Origin of the sequence: Vibrio sp. V15_P4S5T153 (assembly GCF_963874485.1) — a bacterium.
Taxonomy (GTDB): domain Bacteria; phylum Pseudomonadota; class Gammaproteobacteria; order Enterobacterales; family Vibrionaceae; genus Vibrio; species Vibrio anguillarum.
Genome location: NZ_CAWNHR010000021.1, coordinates 97,492 through 118,326 on the forward strand (window position 1 = coordinate 97,492; position 20,835 = coordinate 118,326).

At 45.1% G+C, this 20,835-nt stretch carries 21 protein-coding genes; 8 read left to right on the top strand and 13 right to left on the bottom strand.

Annotated features, from left to right (window positions below):
* Positions 1–175 precede the first annotated feature (175 nt).
* Entirely contained in the window at positions 176–781 is a 606-nt protein-coding gene (locus AACT42_RS23170) for a beta-phosphoglucomutase family hydrolase (protein WP_094183046.1), read from the top strand.
* Positions 782–808: 27 nt separating this feature from the next.
* Here the strand turns inward: AACT42_RS23170 and AACT42_RS23175 are convergent, their stop codons facing one another.
* Positions 809–1,282, bottom strand: a complete 474-nt coding sequence (locus AACT42_RS23175) for an FKBP-type peptidyl-prolyl cis-trans isomerase (protein ID WP_064626184.1) — start codon at positions 1,280–1,282, stop codon at positions 809–811.
* A gap of 19 nt (positions 1,283–1,301) precedes the next feature.
* Positions 1,302–1,928 (bottom strand): thiol:disulfide interchange protein DsbA/DsbL, encoded by a 627-nt coding sequence (locus AACT42_RS23180; RefSeq protein ID WP_047690361.1) that lies wholly within the window; start codon positions 1,926–1,928, stop codon positions 1,302–1,304.
* 154 nt (positions 1,929–2,082) lie between these two features.
* Here AACT42_RS23180 and AACT42_RS23185 point away from each other — a divergent pair, with 154 nt between their 5' ends.
* The gene (locus AACT42_RS23185; RefSeq protein WP_013867846.1) at positions 2,083–2,700 is read left to right on the top strand and encodes an OmpA family protein; all 618 of its coding nucleotides are present in this window, start codon (positions 2,083–2,085) and stop codon (positions 2,698–2,700) included.
* A gap of 115 nt (positions 2,701–2,815) precedes the next feature.
* Here the strand turns inward: AACT42_RS23185 and tkt are convergent, their stop codons facing one another.
* Positions 2,816–4,810, bottom strand: coding sequence for a transketolase (gene tkt / locus AACT42_RS23190; protein ID WP_217899768.1), 1,995 nt, complete (start codon positions 4,808–4,810; stop codon positions 2,816–2,818).
* A gap of 75 nt (positions 4,811–4,885) precedes the next feature.
* Complete coding sequence (gene tal / locus AACT42_RS23195; RefSeq protein WP_094132958.1) at positions 4,886–5,836, bottom strand: transaldolase; 951 nt, start codon at positions 5,834–5,836, stop codon at positions 4,886–4,888.
* A 455-nt stretch (positions 5,837–6,291) separates the two neighbouring features.
* Between tal and AACT42_RS23200 the strand changes: the two genes are divergently transcribed.
* On the top strand, positions 6,292–7,293 hold the full coding sequence (locus tag AACT42_RS23200) for a sugar-binding transcriptional regulator (RefSeq protein ID WP_094132954.1): 1,002 nt from the start codon (positions 6,292–6,294) through the stop codon (positions 7,291–7,293).
* 64 nt (positions 7,294–7,357) lie between these two features.
* Here the strand turns inward: AACT42_RS23200 and AACT42_RS23205 are convergent, their stop codons facing one another.
* Genes AACT42_RS23205 through moeA form a run of 3 tightly spaced genes read right to left on the bottom strand, consistent with a single transcriptional unit; the run spans position 7,358 to position 10,257 of the window.
* Positions 7,358–8,242, bottom strand: a complete 885-nt coding sequence (locus tag AACT42_RS23205; RefSeq protein WP_176429096.1) for a sulfurtransferase — start codon at positions 8,240–8,242, stop codon at positions 7,358–7,360.
* Positions 8,243–8,263: 21 nt separating this feature from the next.
* Entirely contained in the window at positions 8,264–9,013 is a 750-nt protein-coding gene (gene moeB, locus AACT42_RS23210; RefSeq protein WP_017045530.1) for a molybdopterin-synthase adenylyltransferase MoeB, read from the bottom strand.
* 8 nt (positions 9,014–9,021) lie between these two features.
* Positions 9,022–10,257 carry a molybdopterin molybdotransferase MoeA gene (gene moeA, locus AACT42_RS23215; protein ID WP_017046934.1) on the bottom strand — a complete coding sequence of 412 codons (1,236 nt, stop codon included), beginning with the start codon at positions 10,255–10,257 and terminating at the stop codon, positions 9,022–9,024.
* A 152-nt stretch (positions 10,258–10,409) separates the two neighbouring features.
* On the opposite strand from moeA, the gene folE reads away from it, so the two are divergent.
* The gene (gene folE / locus AACT42_RS23220) at positions 10,410–11,063 is read left to right on the top strand and encodes a GTP cyclohydrolase I FolE (protein ID WP_013867838.1); all 654 of its coding nucleotides are present in this window, start codon (positions 10,410–10,412) and stop codon (positions 11,061–11,063) included.
* A 114-nt stretch (positions 11,064–11,177) separates the two neighbouring features.
* Here folE and msrB read toward each other — a convergent pair whose 3' ends face one another.
* The 3 genes from msrB to AACT42_RS23235 all read right to left on the bottom strand — a co-directional run bounded on the left by msrB (position 11,178) and on the right by AACT42_RS23235 (position 14,467).
* The gene (gene msrB, locus AACT42_RS23225; RefSeq protein WP_094132951.1) at positions 11,178–12,311 is read right to left on the bottom strand and encodes a peptide-methionine (R)-S-oxide reductase MsrB; all 1,134 of its coding nucleotides are present in this window, start codon (positions 12,309–12,311) and stop codon (positions 11,178–11,180) included.
* Positions 12,312–12,456: 145 nt separating this feature from the next.
* Positions 12,457–14,205, bottom strand: a complete 1,749-nt coding sequence (locus AACT42_RS23230) for a formate--tetrahydrofolate ligase (protein WP_094132950.1) — start codon at positions 14,203–14,205, stop codon at positions 12,457–12,459.
* Positions 14,206–14,323: 118 nt separating this feature from the next.
* Positions 14,324–14,467: a hypothetical protein gene (locus AACT42_RS23235; RefSeq protein ID WP_013867835.1), complete on the bottom strand. Its 144-nt coding sequence runs from the start codon at positions 14,465–14,467 to the stop codon at positions 14,324–14,326.
* A gap of 132 nt (positions 14,468–14,599) precedes the next feature.
* Here AACT42_RS23235 and AACT42_RS23240 point away from each other — a divergent pair, with 132 nt between their 5' ends.
* Complete coding sequence (locus AACT42_RS23240) at positions 14,600–15,334, top strand: RNA methyltransferase (protein WP_094132949.1); 735 nt, start codon at positions 14,600–14,602, stop codon at positions 15,332–15,334.
* A 128-nt stretch (positions 15,335–15,462) separates the two neighbouring features.
* On the opposite strand, the gene fdxA is transcribed toward AACT42_RS23240, so the two are convergent.
* Complete coding sequence (gene fdxA / locus AACT42_RS23245) at positions 15,463–15,786, bottom strand: ferredoxin FdxA (protein ID WP_010318513.1); 324 nt, start codon at positions 15,784–15,786, stop codon at positions 15,463–15,465.
* A gap of 213 nt (positions 15,787–15,999) precedes the next feature.
* Here fdxA and AACT42_RS23250 point away from each other — a divergent pair, with 213 nt between their 5' ends.
* Both AACT42_RS23250 and yjjG read left to right on the top strand, forming a co-directional pair.
* Entirely contained in the window at positions 16,000–17,619 is a 1,620-nt protein-coding gene (locus AACT42_RS23250) for an NAD(P)/FAD-dependent oxidoreductase (RefSeq protein WP_094132947.1), read from the top strand.
* Positions 17,620–17,777: 158 nt separating this feature from the next.
* Entirely contained in the window at positions 17,778–18,452 is a 675-nt protein-coding gene (gene yjjG, locus AACT42_RS23255; protein ID WP_064626175.1) for a pyrimidine 5'-nucleotidase, read from the top strand.
* A gap of 68 nt (positions 18,453–18,520) precedes the next feature.
* Here the strand turns inward: yjjG and rnk are convergent, their stop codons facing one another.
* Positions 18,521–18,928 carry a nucleoside diphosphate kinase regulator gene (gene rnk / locus AACT42_RS23260; RefSeq protein WP_026027712.1) on the bottom strand — a complete coding sequence of 136 codons (408 nt, stop codon included), beginning with the start codon at positions 18,926–18,928 and terminating at the stop codon, positions 18,521–18,523.
* Between the two features lie 173 nt (positions 18,929–19,101).
* Between rnk and phnR the strand changes: the two genes are divergently transcribed.
* Positions 19,102–19,812 carry a phosphonate utilization transcriptional regulator PhnR gene (gene phnR / locus AACT42_RS23265; RefSeq protein ID WP_094132956.1) on the top strand — a complete coding sequence of 237 codons (711 nt, stop codon included), beginning with the start codon at positions 19,102–19,104 and terminating at the stop codon, positions 19,810–19,812.
* A gap of 111 nt (positions 19,813–19,923) precedes the next feature.
* Here phnR and AACT42_RS23270 read toward each other — a convergent pair whose 3' ends face one another.
* Positions 19,924–20,715: a siderophore-interacting protein gene (locus tag AACT42_RS23270; RefSeq protein WP_094132945.1), complete on the bottom strand. Its 792-nt coding sequence runs from the start codon at positions 20,713–20,715 to the stop codon at positions 19,924–19,926.
* Positions 20,716–20,835: the final 120 nt, after the last annotated feature.

The following is a 20,835-nucleotide window of genomic DNA, read 5'->3' on the forward strand; positions in this document are numbered from 1 at the left end:
ACGTAAGGCACCAAGACAAGAAAGATCAAGAATATGAGGCGCAGTTAGAGTTGAAGATAAACTAGCAGTGCAGGGATGCCCCCTTATAGGGGGCTATAAACCAAAGCCGCCTTCTAAGAAGGCGGATTTTTACTTTGTTGATTCCCATAGAATTTGTTAGAGGCGCTCTGTAAACATGATTGAATTAGAAAATTACCAAGGACTTATTTTTGATATGGATGGTACGTTGCTTGACACCATGCCAGCGCATTTAGAGGCTTGGTCAAAAACAGCGCAACATTTTCGTTTCCCATTCTCAGAACAGTGGTTGCACAGTTTAGGTGGCATGCCTAGCGCTAAAATCGTTTCACAAATCAATAAGCTGCACGATCTCAAATTGGTGCCAGAGCTGGTCGCTCAATTTAAAATGGCGGCATTTTCTTCTATCGAAGATAGTGGCGAGGTAATTTCTTGTACCCATGAAGTTGTTGAGCAGTTTTATGGTAAAAAGAAGCTTGCGGTTGGGACTGGAAGCCAAAGGCAAAGTGCACTCGCATTGCTTAAAAAGTCTGGGCTATTAAATCGCTTTGATGCTGTAGTAACGGCGTCTGATGTTGAAAACCATAAACCTAATCCAGATACATTTTTGCGTGCAGCCTTTTTATTAGATCTCGAACCTAAGCATTGTGTGGTGTTTGAAGATACTCATTTGGGTAAACAAGCCGCTCACGCTGGAGGAATGGATTGTGTGATGGTAGACGAAGGAAAACTGGTGTTTTATCCAGTCCCTTCTCAAGAATAGAGCCGCGTAATGCGGCTCAACTCCGCTTTACTGGATTTCAATTAATTCCACATCAAAAATCAGTACGGATGCAGGTGGGATAGGGCCGCTGCCACTTTTGCCATAACCTAAATTACTGGGTATGAACAGGCGCATTTTTTGTCCTTCCACCATCAGTTGTAGACCTTCCTGCCAGCCTTGAATCACCTGCTTCAAACCAAACACAATCGGGTCGTTACGTTCAACTGAGCTATCAAACACCGAACCGTCAAGTAAAGTACCGTGATAATGCACTTTTACACGACTGTTGGCTTTCGGATGAATGGTGCCAGTACCTTGTTGGAGTACGAGATATTGTAGGCCACTTTCGGTTGTTATCACGCCATCTTGCTGAGTATTTTCAGCCAAAAACGCTTGGCCTTTAGCAAAATTTTCATCGGCAATTTTGTGGTTATTCCACGTACGATAGATGAAAAAGCCAGCCAGTAAAAAAATAATAATTGGAAATACAAATTTAGACATATTTTTAAAGCCTTGTGGATTAGGGGTGAGTCAATAAATATGAGATGGTATTCGCGATATCTGCTACATCTTTATGACCGGAGGTGATGACTAAATATTTGCCTTTCACAATAAAGGTTGGAACGGCATTGATTTGGCCTTTTACTGAAATATCATCAGCGAGCTGAATCTCTTGGAATAACTGTTTTTGCTGCTCATCATCTAACGAATACGGGCTGATTAGCCCTCTCTGGCTGAAGGCCAAATCAATCGCTTCTTTACGCTCACTTAACGTTACTTCTTCATCCATTTGCACGACCGAAAATAGCTGTTCCATCATGGCATGATCGGGAATTGCTCCCAGTTGCATCACGGCTGAATAGTAAATCATGGCTCCAATCTGTGCGCCTTCGTTAAAGGTGACATGCAGTTTACCAAATGTTTCGCCTGTTATTTTCTCTAGCTCTGGGATGACCTTTTCCATTGAACGACAGTGTCCGCAAGTCAGCGAAAACACTTCCGTGACGGCTGGCAGGCGGTATGTTGCAAGACTTACGGGAAGCTCATCATATTGTTTCCCTTTTTGTGGCGTAGTGTTGTCACCGCAGCCTGCTAGAATCAGTAGTGTTGTGATGAGAGTCAACCAATAGCGTGTGTTTTTTTTCATAACGAGTATTGAGTTAAAAAAGAATACTTGAATTCTAACGGCTTACCGTGACAAGGAAAACAGAAACAACCACGAAATTGCTACCAAATATATATAAAGTTTTACAGTCTTGGCCGATACAGTTTAGGTAGTAAGAGAATGGAGTGATGCTTGAATGAAGTATTTAGCCTTACCGTTATTGATGTTGTTAACGGGGTGTGGAACATTAGCCACCGCAGATCGAATGTTTAGCGACAATCTATTGGATGCAGCGCCAAAAGGTGATTTTGACGTGCTCTACCCTGAATGGGGCTATGCGCCGAAGATTGCTTCAACAGGTGTTCAAGGACCGATGGGACAGCAGCGCGTGAGTAGCTATGATTCTTTGCAAAGTTTTTTATTGAAGAATGGCGTTGATTACGAGGTTCTCCCGGGTAACCACATTATGGTTAAATTGAAAGATACGGTGAAATTTGAAACGGGCTCGTCCACCGTCTCCTCTGGCTCTGGTGATTGGCTTACTATGATGGGACGTTATTTAGCCTCAGAACCCGGTATTGATATTGTGATTGATGGTCATACGGACAGTAGTGGAGCGCCCACTTTTAATGATGGTTTGTCTGAACGTCGAGCGAAAGCGGTAAAGAACACTTTAGTGAAAAGTAATGTGGCGATGGACTCTATTTTTACCCGTGGATATGGTGAATACGTTCCGGCTTGTACGAATAAAACCAATGCAGGTAAAGCATGTAACCGTCGTGTGGAAGTGTTATTTATTGTTTCCAATAATTAAGTTATGCCTTTTGGTGGCGTGCCTTTTAAGTGATGTATCTCTTTTTTCACACGCGACAAGATCAAAAAAGCCCAGCGAATGACTCGCAGGGCTTTTGCATTAAAAATAAGAAGACTTAAGCAAGCAGCTCTTGTGCTTGTTTCACCACGTTTTCAGTCGTAAAGCCGAACATTTTGAACAATTGATCCGCCGGTGCTGACTCACCAAAGGTAGTCATACCGATAATCTTGCCGCCAAAACCAACGTACTTGTACCAGAAATCCGCGATACCTGCTTCAATAGCGATACGCTTAGTCACGGCTGCTGGTAGTACGGCTTCGCGGTAGGCTGCGTCTTGTTTATCAAACGCATCGGTCGATGGCATCGAAACTACGCGCACTTTCTTACCTTCGGCTGTAAGTTGCTCTGCGGCTTTTACCGCCAGTTCAACTTCAGAGCCAGTGGCAATCAGGATAAGCTCAGGCTGACCCGCGCACTCTTTTAGGATGTAACCACCTTTCGCAATATCCGCAACTTGCGCTTCGCTACGTGGTTGCTGCGCTAGGTTTTGACGAGAGAAAATCAGCGCTGATGGGCCATCTTTACGCTCAATCGCCAACTTCCATGCGACGGCTGATTCCACTTGGTCACACGGACGCCATGTGCTCATGTTTGGTGTCAAACGCAGTGAAGCCACTTGCTCAACCGGTTGATGGGTTGGGCCATCTTCACCCAAGCCAATCGAGTCATGAGTGTAGACTTGGATGTTCTGAATCTTCATCAGCGCGGCCATACGCATTGCATTACGGGCGTATTCCATAAACATCAGGAAGGTTGCGCCGTAAGGAACGAAGCCACCGTGCAGCGCGATACCGTTCATGATGGCAGTCATACCGAATTCACGCACACCATAGTGAATGTAGTTACCCGAGAAGTCTTCCGCCGTGAGCGACTGAGAGCCCGACCAAATGGTGAGGTTAGACGGTGCCAAGTCCGCCGAGCCGCCCATAAATTCTGGCAGCATTTTACCAAACGCTTCCAGCGCATTTTGTGACGCTTTACGTGACGCAATATTGGCTGGGTTAGCTTGAAGGTCAGCAATAATTTGACTCGCTTTCGCTTCCCATTCTGCTGGCAACTCGCCATTTACGCGGCGTTTGAACTCAGCAGCTTCGGCTGGGTAAGCGGCGGCGTAGGCTTCAAACTTGGCATTCCAATCGTTTTCTTTCGCTTGGCCAGCTTCTTTGGCATCCCACTGCGCGTAAATGTCGGCAGGGATGTGGAAAGGTGCATGCGGCCAACCCAGGAATTCACGCGCTGCTTTGATTTCTTCAGCGCCTAAAGGGGCACCGTGACAGTCGTGTGAGCCCGCTTTATTTGGCGAACCAAAACCGATGATGGTTTTGGTGCAAATCAAGGTTGGACGAGGGTCTGCTTTCGCAGCCTCAATCGCGGCATTAATCGCTTCAGCGTTATGGCCATCAACCGCAGCAATAACATGCCAGCCGTACGCTTCAAAACGTTTTGGCGTGTCATCAGAGAACCATCCTTCCACATGACCATCGATAGAGATGCCGTTGTCATCCCAAAACGCAATCAGTTTGCCAAGGCCCAGTGTGCCCGCCAGAGAACACGCCTCGTGCGAGATGCCTTCCATCAAACAACCATCACCCATGAACACATAAGTGAAGTGGTCAACGATGTCGTGATCCGGTTTGTTGAACTGCGCCGCCAGTGCTTTTTCAGCCATCGCCATGCCGACCGCATTGGTAATACCTTGGCCTAGTGGGCCCGTGGTGGTTTCAATGCCCGGCGCGTAACCGTATTCTGGGTGACCCGGTGTTTTTGAGTGCAATTGACGGAAGTTTTTCAAATCATCAATCGACAGCGCGTAACCGCTCAGGTGCAATAAAGAGTAAATCAGCATTGAGCCGTGGCCGTTTGACAGCACAAAACGGTCGCGATCAGCCCATTGTGGGTTTTGTGGGTTATGGTTTAAGTGGCCACGCCAAAGAACTTCAGCGATATCCGCCATACCCATTGGTGCACCAGGGTGACCAGAGTTAGCTTGTTGAACACCGTCCATACTAAGAGCACGGATGGCATTGGCTAATTGTTTACGTTCCATAATAATTACCGACAAATAATAGAGTTAGAAAGGAAAGGGGAACGTTAATCGTTCCCCAAATTTTAATTCGTAAGTGGATTACAACTTGGCTGCAATCATGACTTCAAGTTTGCCTTGGTCAATGGCAAAGTTACGGATGCCTTCCGCTAATTTTTCTACGGCCATTGGGTCTTGGTTATGTTCCCATAGGAACTCTGCATGGGTCATTGCTGCAGGGCGTTCTTTGTTACCTTGAGAGTCAACCAGTTTTTCAACCACTTCACCTTCAGCTGCTTCGAGTTCTGCCAGTAAAGAAGGGGCAATAGTCAAACGATCACAGCCTGCTAGCTCTAAAATTTCACCGATATTACGGAAGCTTGCACCCATCACGACTGTCTTGTAGCCATGTTCTTTGTAGTAATTGTAAATAGCAGTCACGGACAATACACCAGGATCTTCTTGCGGTGCAAAATCACGGCCTTCTTTGGCTTTGTACCAGTCCATAATGCGGCCGACGAATGGAGAAATCAGGAATACGCCTGCTTCTGCACACGCGCGTGCTTGAGCAAAGGAGAATAATAGAGTCAGGTTACAGTTGATGCCTTCTTTTTCAAGGCTCTCTGCTGCGCGAATACCTTCCCAGGTTGAAGCCAGCTTGATCAAAATACGGTCGTTAGTAATGCCAGCATCGTTGTACATTTTGATCAGTTGGCGCGCTTTTGTCACGCTACCTTCCATATCATAAGAGAGGCGAGCATCGACCTCGGTAGAAATACGCCCTGGAATCGTTTTTAAGATCTCTTTACCGATATTGACAGCAAGCATGTCACAAGTATCTTGAACTTGTTGAGCCTTGTCTGAGCTCTGTGTTTTTGCGTATGCGATAGAAGCATCAATCAGTGGCGCGTATTCTGCAATTTGAGCCGCTTTAAGAATGAGAGATGGGTTAGTGGTCGCATCTTCTGGTTGGTATTTTTTGATTGCGTCAATTTCACCAGTGTCAGCAACAACAGTCGTCATTTTACGAAGTTGCTCTAATTTATTGCTCATATCGATCATCCTATTTCTTTGGGCCAAGCCAGATTTTGAGTTTGCTGGGCATTTGCAAGCGGGTTAGCAATCACATAGCCATGTCTTACACATGCCAGAAAAGCTAACTCAATTATTTCCAGCGACCGAACATTTGCGTTGAACATTTGCTCGATCGTTGAGTAAATGATGTAGCCATATTTATCTTATCCACTGGGAAAGTCAATCGCTGTTCTGAGGTTATAGTGATATCAATCAACTATTTTTTTGTGAATTAATCTAAGTGCTGATAAATAAACGTTTGCTTAGATTTATCAAGGGTTGAAAGCGAACGTTACTGTGCATTGAACAGAGTGAGAAAATGTAATTTCCGTGAGCAAATGTTGCAAAGTAAATGAGGCTTAACCTATGCTAGGTCAATGAGCAAATGCTCAATTGTCGTTATTCTGCGCACAATATTGACCATGAGATCCCGTATGACCACTCCCAATCAAGACATTTCTATCGAAAATACTGACTTATTAACTGAAATTTCAGTGGCTTATTACCAAGATGGTGCAACTCAAGAAGAGATTTCGAAAAAGTTCTCTCTTTCACGAGCCAAAGTAGGGCGAATGCTTAAACAGGCACGCGATGAAGGGATTGTCGAAATTACGGTGAAATATCACCCTGTTTTTAGCGCCAAAATTGAGCAGCGACTAATTGAACGCTTTGGCGTAAAACGTGCGCTGGTTGCACTTGACCAACCTAGCGAAGAGTTGCAGCGCCAACAAGTGGCGGGGTTGGTTTCCAATTACCTGACCAGTACGCTAAAAAACGGCATGGTTGTGACGGTTGGTCAAGGCCGAAATGTATCGGCCGTTGCGCATTATATTGGCGTGATCACACCGCGAGAGTGTAAGTTTGTCTGTAGTATTGGTGGCATTCACCCAAGAGGTGGGATGTTTAATGCGGATCATATCTGTCGGCAACTGGCCAAAAAATACGGTGGAAGCTCTGAAACGCTTTATGCGCCTGCCTATGCTGAAAATCGCGAACAAAAATTAGCATTTATGCAAAATGCAACCGTCAAACAAACCTTAGATTTAGCACGTAAGGCGGACATTGCGTTAGTGGGTATTGGGGATATGAGTGAAAACAGCTACATGGTCGATCTCGGTTGGTTTACCGCCGATGAAGTGGTGCAGTCGCGTTTACAGCAAGGTGTAGTGGGGGATTTCGCTGGTTATGATTTTTTTGATATCCACGGTAAAGCTGCCAATACGGTGATGAGCGATCGTGTGATTGGGTTAGGGATTGACGAATTTCGACCGATTGATGAGGTGATCGCTATCGCGGCGGAAAACAGCAAACCTTTAGCGCTGCTTGGGGCGCTACGCACCGGTGCAATTGATGTGATTGCCACCAGCGTAAGCAACGCGTTAACGGTACTGAATTTAGATGAGCAGATGAAAACCGTCACAGAATCGTCAGTTTGAATTTAACCTATATAATCCTTATGACATGAATCAATCCCCACGACGGTGGGGATTGATTCAGAGACTAAAGCTCAATAGGCAGCTCAGTGCGCGGCCCCCATTCCGTCCACGAACCATCATAAACGCACAGTTTTTCGTAGCCGCAAATTTGCGCAGCCAGCAGCACAATACAGGCGGTTACGCCTGAGCCACAACTGAAAATGTATTGCTCTTTTCCAGCAGTCAGCGTTGCTTGCATAATAGGTTGTAGATCTTGCGGTGATTTAAGCTTATGCCCATTCATCAACTCTGTAAAAGGTAAGCAAATAGAGTGAGGAATATGACCGCTGCGTACGCCTTCTCTTGGTTCTTTCACTTGACCCAAAAAACGGGCTTGTGAACGGGCATCAACAGTTAAGATCTCTGGGTTCTCTATTTGTGCAAGCACATAGTCTGCGTTCACAAAATAGCGAGGATCGAGCGTGCCATGGAAGTTTCCGTGTTTAAAGGCGTGTGTGTACTTTTTTACAACGGGTAAACCTTGGCGTTTCCATTCGGTTAATCCACCATCAAGAACGTATACCGACGTATGTCCCATCGCTTTGAGCATCCACCATGCCCTCGGTGATGCAAACGTCCCGCTATTGTCATAGACAACGACGATCGAATCCTGGTTTAAACCGATCGATTGTGCTAATTGGTTAAAGCGATCTTCACTAGGCATCATATGAGGTAGTGGCGATTGTAGGTCACAAAATTCACCATCATAATCAAAGCGGTGAGCGCCGGGAATGTTATGCAGAGTATCTTTCTCAGTTTCACTGGGAATTTGGAATTCAATACTGCAATCAAGAATAACGGTGCGCGGGTCGCCTAACTTTTGTGCTAGCCATTGGGGGGAGACGAGTGGTGACATGAGTTTAACTCTCCTATTGTGTGGGCTGATGCGGTGGACGAACGAGAAAGACATTATTGAGTCTTTGTCGTTCATTTACTGGCAAGTCTGGCAGTGAGCGAGTTTGATTAAGTTCATTTCTCTCCACGTCATTGAAAGAGCGTCCAACATCAAAATTTTGCCTTGTTTTACCTGCCCATATTGAGCGATCACTTTGATCGCTTCCATAGCTTGTACCGCGCCAATAATCCCGACGACAGGGGCCATTACGCCCGCTTCGACGCAAGTGAGTACGTTACTACCAAAAAGAGCGCTTAAACATTGGTAACAGGGCTCGTCTGGGTGCTGATACATAAACACGCTGACTTGCCCTTCCATACGAATCGCAGCACCAGATACCAGTGGTGTTTTAGTTTGAAAGCAGATTTTATTCAATTGGTTACGAGTATCAAGGTTATCTGATGCATCCAGCACTAAAGAATGCTGTTCAATTAATGCTTTCAATTGTGCATCTTCAAGGCGTTGATCAACGGTATTTACCGTTAAATACGGGTTAAGCATACGCAGTGACTCTGCCGCTGAGTCCACTTTTTTACGTCCAATATCGGCATCGCTATGCAGCACTTGGCGCTGTAAATTAGAGAGCTCAACCACATCATCATCGATGAGCGTGAGTGAACCAACACCTGCCGTGGCAAGGTATTGGCTTGCAGCGCAGCCCAATCCTCCTGCGCCAAGAATTAAAATAGAGCTTTGTTTAAGTGCTTCTTGTCCTTCAAAATCAAACTGTTTGAGAATGATTTGTCGGTTGTAACGCAGTAGCTCTTGATCAGATAGGATCTCCATAGTGATCCTTAATACAAGCTGGGATTAAAAAGTTGGATATTGACGGTTTCGCCCACTTCCACTCGGCCACGATCTTGTTCTAACACCACAAAACAGTTGGCGAGACTCATCGAACGAAATGCCCCCGAACTTTGGTTTCCGGTAGTTTCAACAACAAACTGGCCATTTTCAATTGTGTAAATACCGCGTTGGTAGTCAGTACGGCCCGGTGATTTTTTAAAGGCATTTTTAGTGATGGCTGGAATGGACTCCGGTGCTTTCCACTGAGTGTGTCCAGCCAATTTAGCCAGCATAGGTTGCACCAAGACGTATAGGGTTAATACGGCTGAGACGGGGTTGCCAGGTAAGCCACAGAACCAAGCATGATCTAATGTTCCAAATGCAAACGGTTTGCCCGGTTTTATTGCCAGTTTCCAAAAACCGATTTCTCCGAGTTCTTGCAAAATATCTTTGGTATAGTCAGCTTCGCCTACACTTACGCCGCCAGAAGTAATAACCACATCGGCCAAATGTTGAGCTTTATCGAAGGTAGCTTTTAAAGTGGCAGGGCAATCAGCAATGATCCCAAGATCAATCGCTTCACAACCAAAATTCTCAATTAATGGTTTAATGCCATAACGATTACTGTCATAGATTTGCCCCTCAGCAAGAGGTTCACCGAGTGGTTTTAGCTCATCTCCAGTTGAGAAAAAGGCCACTTTAGGTTTACGAAAAACGGTCACATGGCTGATGCCGAGTGTGGCAATCATTGGGATATCACGCGAAGTCAAGCGAGCCCCTTTATGTAGCACTACATCGCCTTGTTTGATGTCATCACCAGTGGGGCGAATATTTTGCTGAGGCTTTGCATTCGGCTGTAGAAAGCAGATACCATTTTCGTTTTCGGTCGTTTGCTCTTGCATGATCACCGCGTCGCAACCAGCTGGAATTTTCGCGCCAGTCATAATTCTCACGCAACTGTTGGCTGGCCACGGCCCTTCAAATGGAAGACCGGCAAAAGATTTGCCAGCCAGCGGCAGGGTGGTTGACTGTTGCAGGTCAGCTAATCGAATAGCGTATCCATCCATCGCTGAGTTATCGAAAGGCGGCACAAAAATGGGTGAGAGTAACTCTTCGGCCAACACATAGCCTAACGCGTCGGCTAGCGGTAGTTTCAGCGTCGTTTGGATGGGTTTGATATTCGCTAGCATTGTCTCTAACGCTTGTTCGATAGGCATTAAGCCCGGTGAATCACAACAGCCCATGGTCGGTTCCTATAGCTTTTTTCTTTGCGAGGACTTTATCATACATTGCTTACGGGCAATAATGACCATCCTTAAAATATGGATGTAATTATTCAAAATTCCGAGTATCCTTGTCTGCCATCCGAAAGGGGTAAAAAGTAAGAGGAATCGGAATGCTAGGTCTTAGCGAATCAGCAAAGTTGGTCAAAGATGCGCTAGAGAGCCGAGGTTTGGAAACGCCTATGCGTCCAAATGAGGTTACTCGTGAAGAAAAGAAAGAAAAAATCGAACACCATATGCGTGAGATCCTCACATTACTCGGTCTTGACTTGACCGACGACAGTTTAGAAGAGACACCCCATCGAATTGCGAAAATGTATGTGGATGAAGTGTTTTCTGGCCTTGATTATCAAAACTTCCCCAAAATTACTGTGATCGAAAACAAGATGAACGTCAGTGAAATGGTGCGCGTAAAAGAGATTACCGTAACCAGTACCTGTGAGCATCACCTAGTGACTATCGATGGTAAAGCCGCGGTGGCGTATATCCCAAGAGGCAAGATAATTGGTCTTTCTAAGATTAACCGTATTGTACGTTTTTTTGCTCAGCGCCCCCAAGTTCAAGAGCGAATGACACAGCAGATACTGGTGGCTTTGCAAACCTTACTCGGTTCAGACGATGTCGCAGTCACTATTGATGCCACTCATTACTGCGTTAAGTCACGTGGTGTTATGGATGCGACCAGTGAAACGACCACCACAGCATTAGGCGGTATTTTTAAATCTAACCCTGCCACCCGCGCCGAATTTTTCCATGGTTTACATTAATCGAATCTCAGTTGAGTCCATCGATTAATGTTGATCAACTAAAAAAGCCCTCGCAAGTGAAGCCGAGGGCTTTTTCGTTTTACCACGCACGCTTTATTGAAACAGAGCCAAATTTTATTTAAACAGAACCAAGTACTCGCCATAGCCTTCAGCTTGCATCGCCTCTTTTGGTACAAATCGCATCGCGGCAGAGTTCATGCAGTAGCGTAAGCCGGTTGGTGCTGGTCCATCCTCAAAGACATGACCTAGGTGAGAATCTGCAAAACGGCTGCGCACTTCGGTTCTGGTATAAAAAAGCCGAGAATCGCTTTTGGTCGCAATATACGCTTCATTAATTGGCCGAGTAAAACTGGGCCAGCCTGTACCAGAACGGTATTTGTCGGTAGAAGAGAATAATGGCTCTCCGCTGACCACATCGACATAAATACCATCGGCTTTGTTATCCCAATACTCATTGTTAAATGCGCGTTCAGTACCTTCTTCTTGCGTCACGTAATATTGTAAATCAGTCAATTTGGTGCGTATTTCTTCATTCGAAGGTTTGATGTATGCCTTAACGTTGTTTTGCATTTTTTGTGCTTCGATCAATTGACGTAAGGTTTTTGGATGCTCATTACGATCTTTACCGAAGATGGTATCAAGATATTGATCACGTCCGGAAGCATGACGATAGTAGGTGTAACGTACTTTGCTCTTTTTATAAAAGTCTTGGTGGTACTCTTCAGCAGGCCAAAATTGGCTGTATTGAATCAGCTCTGTTTTGAGCGGCTTTTTGAAGATCCCTAGCGCATCGATTTCTTGCATAAAGCGCTGCGCGGTCTGCTTCTGTTCACTGTTGTGATAGAAAATGGCAGGCCGATACTGTGGGCCTCTATCAACAAACGAGCCTTGATCATCTGTCGGATCAATGTGGCGGAAAAAATGATCCAATACATTCTCGTAGCTGACAACTTGCGGATCAAAGGTCACTTGAATCACTTCAATGTGGCCCGATTTTCCTGATGAGACTTGTTTATAGGTAGGGTTTTCAAAGCTGCCACCCGCATAACCAGAGACAACGCTAATGACACCGTTGAGTTTTTCAAGATCAGATTCTGTACACCAAAAACAGCCCCCGGCTAATGTCGCGATTTGCTGATTACCAATGCTGGGCATGGTTTTAGGCTGAGTTTCTGCTTGGCTAAATAGCGAAAACAGAATAGGCACAATAAGTGCTATTGAGAATATAAAGGGAGTAAAACGTTTCATAACCGACCTTACTTATTTTTTATTGATACTGGTAAAGAACGGTGAAAAGCGAAAAAAATTACAGAGAAAGAAAACAAATAGCGTGAAGAAAACCTTTCTGAGCCCGAAGATTTGTGCTCAGAAAGGTTAATTTCGAACAATAATATCAGGTTAGGCCGATAATATTTCCTTTAGAATCAATGTCTAAATGCATGAAGGCGGGTTTTTCAGGAAGACCCGGCATGGTCATCACGTTGCCGCATAGCGCATAGATAAAGCCAGCACCCGCACAGAGCTTTAATTCGCGGATCGGTACATCAAAACCTTTTGGTGCGCCTTTAATCGCAGCGTTGGTTGAAATTGAAAGCGGCGTCTTCGCCAAACAGACAGCAAGCTTCCCGTAACCTTGCTCTTGCATGTTGTGCATTTGACGTCGTGCTTTATCAGTAAAAGTGACGCTTGCCGCGCCATAGCCCTTTTTCGCTACGGCGTTGATCTTATCTTCGATCGTCTGCTGTGCTTGGTATAACGGTGTGAACGTACTCACTTTTTGACACTGCTTAATGACTTTGGAAGCAAGCTCAGTCGTCCCTTCGCCTCCAAGAGCAAAACCTTCACTCAGTGCAACCTCTACCTGGTAGGGTAGTGCGTGAATCATCATGGCGAGCTGCTCAAGCTCTTCTTGGCTGTCTTGTGGAAAGCGGTTAATGGCAACTACGGCGGGTATTCCATACTTACTCACATTTTCAATATGCCATTTGAGATTTTCAAAACCGGACACCAACGCGGCATGGTCTGGCTGAAATAGAGTGTCGGGAACTGGCTGGCCGGGACGCAATTCATACAGACCAGAGTTCGCTTTTAAGCCGCGAAGTGTGGTGACGATAACGGCGCAATCTGGCGCTTTCCCAGATGTCGCGGCTTTAATATTACACGCCTTTTCAAATCCCATATCAGAGCCAAAGCCGCCTTCTGTTACAGTAAATTCGGCTAATCTTGTAGCGATGTCATCGGCGATAATAGAAGAGTTACCGTGCGCGATATTGGCAAAAGGCCCGGCGTGAATCAGTGTCGGTACGCCTTCTAACGTTTGCATTAATGTAGGTTCAATCGCCTCTTTCATACTGACAGCCATCGCCCCAGCGACTTGCAAATCTTCGGTGGTAATCGGTGTACCATGGTGGCTATAGGCGACGACAATCCGCCCAATCCGTTGACGCAGATCGTTTAAGTTTTTGGCTAATGCAAGAATCGCCATTAACTCAGAAGCCGCTGAAATATCAAAACCGTCTTCACGTTCAAAGCCATTGATTGATTTATCCGTTTCATTTCGGCCAACGGTAACCATGCGCAGTGCGCGATCGTTGTGATCCATCACTCGCTTCCAAATCACATTATTCGGGTCGATACGCAGTGCTTTCATTGCGGTGCGTTGCTCGAAATCGTCATAACCAAGGCGCTGTTCGTGATAGATCCGGGCATCTATCGCCGCTGCCGCTAGGTTATGCGCGGCTGTGACGGCGTGGATATCGCCAGTGAGATGCAAATTGAGCTCTTCCATTGGTGCCACTTGTGAATAACCGCCGCCAGCGGCTCCGCCCTTAACACCAAAGATTGGTCCCATTGAGGGTTGACGAATACATGCCATCACCGAATGACCCAATTTTGCCATTCCTTGTGATAGGCCTATGGTCGTGACGGTTTTTCCTTCCCCTAATGGCGTTGGGGTAATAGCAGTCACAAGGATTAACTTTCCAACCGTTTGTGTTTGCAAACGTTCAAGGCAACTTAATGAAATTTTGGCCTTAAAGCGGCCTTGGCTGTGGAATTCGCTGGCGGTGAATCCTGCTTTGTTAGCGATAGCCTCTATGGAGGTTAATGAAGTGGCGCGGCAAATTTCAATATCAGGCAGCATAAAACCCTCATTATTTAGTATTGTACGGGTTGGGAAAACGTTTGCGTCGCGATAATAACGTCAAAAAATGGGTTGTAAAGTTATTTAATGAGTGGATTATAAACTAATGTCTGAGCTTTTAGCTCGATTCTTCGTTCTCTTTTGTGTCATTGTCGTTGGGCTCTTTATGATGATCATCTTCAAGTTGATCACTATCTTGTTGATCATAATGCTTGACGACAAAGGGGGTTAACATAACGGAAGAGGGAAGAAAACGTTTCATATGGATTTCCTTGTTTGTTAGTAACTGAACATATGGTATTGAAACTCGACTTACACTGCTTTAGCTCTGACGGCCTTTACTCTATAATGCGGCGTTTTTACTAGGCCAACCTTACCTCACTGCGGATATTTTATGATTTCAAAAAACCAACTGAAACTACTTCGTGCTTTAGGCCAAAAGAAACAGCGCAAGGCTCATGGCCTGTTTTTAGTGCAAGGCGAAAAGAACGTGTTGGAATTGATTAACAGCCAACTGACGGTAAAGCAGGTTTTTGCCACTGCGGAGTTTATCGCACAAAACCGCGTTGAGCTTAGTGTTTTTGAATGCATTGAGGCCACATTAGATGACTTAACCAAAGCCAGCACTTTGGTGAGCAATAATGCGGCAATCGCCGTCGTTGAAATCCCCGAAGTGACGGTACCTGAAGCGAAAGGATTGATGATCGCTCTCGATGGTGTTTCTGACCCCGGTAATTTAGGGACGATTATCCGTGTCGCTGATTGGTATGGCATTAAACACATTGTCGCTAGTCACGATTGCGCCGATCCATACAATCCGAAGACCATCAGTGCCACCATGGGTAGCTTTGGGCGTGTTACGGTGAGCCAAGTGGATTTGGGTGCTTATTTACAGAGTTCAAATCTACCTGTTTATGGGGCTTTTTTAGAAGGTGAGAACGTGCATCATACGAAATTTGCTGCTGAAGGGATTCTATTGATGGGCAGTGAATCGCATGGTATTCGTGCCGAAGCAGCTCAATATGTCACCGACAAAATCACCATTCCCGCCTTCGGGGGAGCAGAGTCACTTAACGTAGCAATGGCTACGGGTATTATTTTGGATAACCTGCGCCGCCAACATCACTAGATCAAACCAAGATCACTCGGTCAATAAGTAAAGCTTAAAAGTTGTTGCTTTGGATTGTCGTCAAAAAGCGTAATAACGGATGCCGTGTTTGCGCTTTTTTTATAACGCTTAGTTATAAGAAGAAAAGACTACTTCTCTAACATCCCTAGTTTGTTTGGCACGCCATTCCATTTTTCAGCATCATCCATGGCTGGTTTGACTTCGGTTTGCACCGGCCATATGTCGGCAAGCTCAGCATTGAGTTCGATGTAAATCTTCTGATCTTCTGGGAGTTCATCTTCTTGAAAGATAGCTTGAGCTGCACATTCAGGAACACATAAACCGCAATCAATGCATTCAATGGGGTTGATCACCATAAAATTGGGGCCTTCGTGAAAGGCATCTGCAGGGCATACCGCGACACAGTCAGTAAATTTACATTGGATGCAATTATCCGTTACGACAAACGCCATGATGATCAGCTCTTAGTTAGTCAAAAATGAAGAATGGGGATAATACGCATCCCAAGTTAAATTTCAACATCCAACGCTATCAATATCTAGCGTAACGTGTGATGAATTCTGGATTTAGTATGACAGATAACGCCATTTCCCGTAAAATGCGCGCCATTGTGAGCGGGCCGCTTGCGGCTTTGGCTAAGACACCGACTAAAACGAGACACCGACATGATACGTTTAACCGAAATTAAACTTCCTTTGGACCACGAGGAAGGGGCAATTTTTGCTGCTATTACTGAAAAACTTGGTATTGCTGATGAACAAGTTCTTTCATTCAATATGTTTAAACGTGGCTACGATGCTCGTAAGAAAACGAAAATCATGCTGATTTACACGCTAGATGTGAGCGTGGAGAATGAAACAGAGTTGCTTGCTCAGTTTGCTGATGATCCGCATGTGAAAGTGACGCCGGATATGGAGTACAAATTCGTTGCTCAAGCGCCAGCGAATCTTACTGAGCGCCCAGTGGTGATAGGCTTTGGCCCTTGTGGTCTATTCGCAGGACTGATTCTTGCTCAAATGGGGTTTAACCCAATCATTGTCGAGCGTGGTAAAGAAGTGCGCGAACGCACCAAAGATACCTTTGGTTTTTGGCGTAAACGTACATTGAATACTGAATCTAACGTGCAGTTTGGCGAAGGTGGAGCGGGAACTTTTTCTGATGGAAAACTCTATAGCCAAGTGAAAGATCCTAACTTCTATGGTCGTAAGGTCACTACAGAATTTGTCGCTGCGGGCGCACCTGCTGAAATCATGTACGTGAGCAAACCGCACATTGGTACGTTCAAATTGGTGACCATGATTGAAAAAATGCGAGCCAAAATCATCGAATTAGGCGGTGAAATTCGTTTTAGTACTCGTGTTGATGACATTCACATCGAAGAAGGGCAAATTACCGGGCTTACGCTGTCAAATGGTGAAGAAATTAAAACGCGTCATGTTGTCCTTGCGGTCGGTCATAGCGCACGTGATACCTTTGAAATGCTGCATGAACGTGGCGTTTATATGGAAGCCAAACCCTTTTCAGTAGGGTTCCGTATTGAGCATAAACAATCAATGATTGATGAAGCGCGTTTTGGTTCGAATGCGGGTAACCCCATTCTTGGCGCGGCGGACTACAAATTGGTTCACCACTGTAAGAATGGCCGCACTGTTTATAGCTTCTGCATGTGCCCCGGTGGCACGGTAGTGGCGGCTACTTCTGAAGAGGGGCGCGTTGTGACCAATGGCATGAGTCAATATTCTCGCGCAGAACGTAATGCTAACAGTGCGATTGTGGTGGGTATTGATCCTGAACGTGATTATCCCGGTGATCCGCTAGCGGGCGTGCGCTTCCAACGTGAACTTGAATCACGAGCTTATCAACTTGGCGGCGAAAACTACGATGCGCCAGCACAAAAAATTGGTGACTTTTTACAAGGTCGTGATCCGAGTGCGTTAGGTGATGTCGAACCCTCTTTTACACCCGGCATCAAGTTGACGGATATTTCAAAAGCGTTGCCTGATTTTGCCATTGAAGCCATTCGTGAAGCGATCCCAGCGTTTGATAAGCAGATCAAAGGATTTGCCTCTGATGATGGTTTGTTAACTGGAGTAGAAACTCGCACGTCATCACCCATTTGCATTAAACGGGGTAAAGATTTCCAAAGCATCAACCTGAAAGGCTTTTATCCGGCAGGTGAAGGTGCAGGTTATGCGGGCGGGATTTTATCAGCAGGCATTGATGGTATTAAAGCGGCCGAAGCATTGGCGCTTTCTATGGTTAACGAAGTTGAAAAAGCATCATAATTTGCAATATTAAGCATAAGAAAAGGCTCATTGGAGCCTTTTTTATTACAGGGACGATTAGATTCGTTATCACATTGAATTTTAAAAGTTTCTGCTGATAGAGATTATCATTTAACTAAAAACAATTTAAACTAGCCCGAACATTATGAGGAGAGATCATGAAGTACGACTGGATTTTATTTGACGCTGACGAGACCTTGTTTCATTTTGATGCTTTCAAAGGTATGCAGCTGATGTTTGAGCGCAAAGGAGTGTTGTTTACTGAACAAGATTTTGCGCAGTACCAAGAAGTTAATAAACCACTGTGGGTCGATTACCAAAATGGTGATATCACGGCGGCGCAGTTGAAGCATACTCGTTTTGTAGAGTGGGCAGAAAAGCTCGCGACGACGACCACGGAATTAAACAGCGCATTTCTTGAAGCCATGGCAGATATCTGCACTCCACTACCAGGAGCAAAAGAGTTATTGGATGCTCTTACAGGTCGAGCGAAACTTGGCATCATTACTAATGGTTTTACCGAACTTCAAGCGATTCGTTTGCAAAGAACGGGGATGAGTGAATACTTTGACCACGTGATTATTTCAGAAGAGGTTGGTGTAGCGAAACCCGATCACGGGATTTTTGCCTACGCGTTAGACAAAATGGGCAACCCTGCTAAAAATCGTGTATTGATGGTAGGGGATAACCCGCATTCCGATATTCTAGGTGGCTTGAATTTTGGTATTGAGACCTGTTGGCTAAACTCTACTGGCGCAAGTGCTGTTGAGGGTATCGAGCCACACTACCATGTGCGTTCATTGCACGAGCTTAAAGATATTTTGGTCGCATAATTATTTACAATGGTGTGGCTTGGGGTGTGGAGTGATGATATCGACCTCCACACCAACAAATCGATTCGTTAGCGGTTGAATTCACCGTCACGCTCAGGTTGATAAACTACATCAAGAATCTCAATCACTCTTTCTCTACCACCTGGCATTGGCCAACTGAGCTGTTGACCAACAGCTAGGCCCAACAATGCACTGCCTACTGGGGCAAAAACAGAGATATCTTGACTGCTTTTCACTTCATGCGGATACACAAGATTTTTTTCGATCACTTCATCACTGTCGATAAACTTGAAGCGTACGGTCGAATTCATGCTCACCACATTATTTGGCATCTCTTGTGGGGCGACAATGGTGGCTCTATCCAACTCAGCCTCGAGCTTTTCTAACTCTGGCGTTAGTTTAGGCATGCCATCCAGTAATGCGGATATTCTGTCCATATCAAGGCTTGAAACTAAGACAGGTGCTAAGTTTGACATTTTTAATACTCCAAAAAGAAATACCGCCCAAAAGCTAGGCGGTATAAAAATTAACGTCAATGTTATTGCGATTCAGGCTATGACATTAATCTTGTTCGACATAGAATGCAAATAATACGGTATCAGTTTGTTATGAATTTGGCATGCACGTATTTAGGCTGGGAGTGGATGTTGTGCAGTACGTAAAAATTAAAGATGTGATTGTTGAACAAATCGATGCTGGCATGCTTGCCCCTCGTCAAAAATTACCTTCTGAACGAAAACTTGCAGAGTCGTTTAATACCACACGCGTTACCCTGCGTGAGGCTTTGTCTCTGTTGGAAGCGGATGGCAAGATCTACCGAGAAGATCGGCGAGGTTGGTTTATTTCTCCTGAGCCGATACGTTACGACCCAACCCAAACTCTGAATTTTACCAACATGGCTTTAGCACAAAACCGAGTACCAAAAACGGAACTGATAATGGCAAAAGTGCTATTAGCCAATAAACAAGCATCGCTATTATTGGGATTGAAGCCATTTTCGGATGTTTACCAAATTGATCATGTGCGTTATTTAGAAGATCGCCCCGTGGTCTATGTGACGAATTACGTGCGCCCTGAATTGTTTCCCAACTTGCTGACTTTCGATTTGTCTCAATCACTGACGGATATTTATCGCGACCATTTTGCCGTGGAGTATCAAACAGTCCGTTATCGAATTACCACTAGCTCTTTGCTTGGTCATATGGCGCAAGCGCTACGCGCTACATCAGGCACTCCGGCGATGGTCGTTGAGCGCATTAATTATAATCAACAGGATGAACTGATCGATTGTGGCATCGAATACTGGCGACATGACGCAATTTGCATTGAGTCGTTAGCCAAGCTAACCGTGGCCCGCTGAGGCTATGTCCGTTAAAGCTAGGTCTGTTAAAGCTATGTTCGTTGAAAATTGAGCGCATTCAATGAAAAAGGCGACCTCTATTAAGTCACCTTTTTACTGTGTTATTGCTGTTTATGACTGAGTTTGTGCATCCGTTTGTTTGAGCTGTTTATGCCCATCTTCACTGACGCCACGTTTCCAGTAGCTGCTGATATAAATATAGTCTTTGGCTATCTCTTTTTCATTGCGAAAATACTCTCTTAGCGCGCGCATGGTATCAAATTCACACGCACACCATACCGAGCCATTCTCACCCAGCCAATTTTTCTCGATAACCGAAGTCGCCAAATTGGTGCTGCTGTCTTTCACTACCCAAGAGATCTCTATGTTCTCCGGAGCCTGTAGTGCCTGTTTGTCATCCACATGCTCAATTTCAATTACTGCATAACCTTTTGCATCACGTGGTAAGCGTTTTAATTGAGCTGCAAGAGCAGGGATCGCGGTCATGTCAGCGGCTAAGAAAAACCATTTCCCATTGGGATTCAACCCTTGAGCTTTACCTGGGCCAGCGATTGAAATCGTATCGCCAATGGCCGTATGCATCGCCCATCTGACTGCAAATCCACACTGCTTATCTTCCGCCTCATGCCGTACAAAATCGATTTCAATGCGGTTGTTGGTCGCATCAAAACTTCGAATGGTATAAGTGCGCATTATTGGGCGCTGATCAGGGGTTAACCGTGACAAATCAGTGCCACCATCTTCACTAAACAACAGCTTGATATAATCGCCTTCGTTTTCAAGTGTAAAATGCCCAATTGAGTCACCCTGTAACGTAATGCGTTGCAGGGAAGGCGAAATCTGCTGGCTATCCGCAACCGTGAGTGGATAGAAAGAGCGTTTAGGTTCTGTTTCTTTTTTCATTATTCTCTAGATTACCGTTTTGTCTTTTGTAGGTATAACCTTAAACTGAGTGCTCAATTGATTCAATGATAATAACTATCATTTACGTTATTTTACTTTGAAGAGATGGGAATGTGTAAC